This is a genomic window from Bradyrhizobium sp. P2_E8, assembly GCF_056403875.1.
Genome location: NZ_JBFUES010001457.1, coordinates 1 through 1,326, shown reverse-complemented (window position 1 = coordinate 1,326; position 1,326 = coordinate 1). Strand labels below are relative to the sequence as shown.

Here is a 1,326-nt window from a genome sequence, read left to right as displayed (position 1 = left end):
GGTGGCGCACTGCGCCGGCCTCACTGGCGAGCGGCGTCGCCATCGTGGCGACCGGCGTTGGCGAGGCGCGACGCGGGTTGACGGTCAGCTCCGTCACCTCGCCGTGCATGGATCCACCCTGCCTGCTGCTCGGCATCAATGTGACCTCGGCTACCCGCGGCGGCGACGGCGATCCCTCGGTCAACTTCCAGGGCTCGTTGCGGACGCTGCCGCAATTTTGATCGTTAAGAATGGGATGAGCAAATGACTAGCGAGCGTACGGCTGCGGGCGATGTTCAACTGGCGGAGCCGTCTGATTTCCGCAAGTTCAAGGTGCCGCTGAAAGATAACGCCGGCATCCAATCGCCGGCGAAGACCGGGATCATCGTTGTCGATGACGGAAATGTCCTCGCTCCCATTGCACTGGTTCCGGCCCTGCTCGGCCGCCCAAGTGCTGCGCCGGCGCGACTCGTGGGAGGAGCGGATCATGCCGGCGGTCCGCAAGGACCTGCGGGATTTGGCGCGCGCAGCGGCCTGAGCGGTCGCCCGGTCGGGACGGTGAGGAGAGCGCTCCTGTGTCTCGTCGCCGCGACGACGCTGGCGCTCCAGGCGGGCGCCGCGGGGGCCCAGACGGCCGCGGAATCCTGGCCGAACCGCGCGATCACCTGGGTGGTGCCGTTCGGGGCCGGCGGCGTCACCGACCTCGTCTCGCGCAAGATCGCGGAGTTGCTGCGGACGCGGCTTGGGCAGCCGGTGGTGGTGGAGAACCGACCCGGCGCCGGCGGGACCATCGGGACAGAGTTCGTTGCTCGGGCCCAGCCCGACGGCTACACCGTGCTCTACGCCTCCGGCGGGCCTATGACGATCCAGCCGAACCTGGGGCTGGCGAAGCTCAACTACGACCCGCTCAAGAGCTACATCCACGTCCGCGGCGTGAGCTCGGCAAACCAGATCCTCGTCGCGACCGCGGCAGCGCCCTACAGCACGCTGGCTGAGTTCGTCGCCTACGCGAAGGCCAACCCGGGCAAGGTCAACTTCGGCTCCCCCGGCCCCGGCACCGCCCAGCACCTCGCCGGCGAGATGTTCCAGGCGGCCGCCGGCATCAAGCTGACCCATGTGCCCTACAAGTCGGGCTCGAGCCAGATGACCGACATGATGTCGGGCATCCTGGACGTCTCCTTCGACTACCTCACCGTGCTCAGGCCGCTGATCGACACCGGCAAGGTCAAGGTGCTCGGCACCACCGGCACGGCGCGGCTGGCCGCGTTGCCCGACGCGCCGACGGTGCTCGAGGCCGGCTACCCGGACGCCGTCAGTGTCGGCTCGACCTGGGTCTCGGTCCCGGCC

Annotated in this window: 2 protein-coding genes; both read left to right on the top strand. The window is 69.0% G+C overall.

All coding sequences use genetic code 11. The features are described 5' to 3' along the window. Nucleotides 1-221 (top strand): flavin reductase (locus tag AC1D00_RS41385; protein ID WP_477014675.1); only part of this gene is annotated, 221 nt, incomplete at its 5' end. Between the two features lie 22 nt (nucleotides 222-243). After that, the coding region (locus AC1D00_RS41380) for a Bug family tripartite tricarboxylate transporter substrate binding protein (protein WP_477014674.1) at nucleotides 244-1,326 on the top strand (1,083 nt) is incomplete at its 3' end.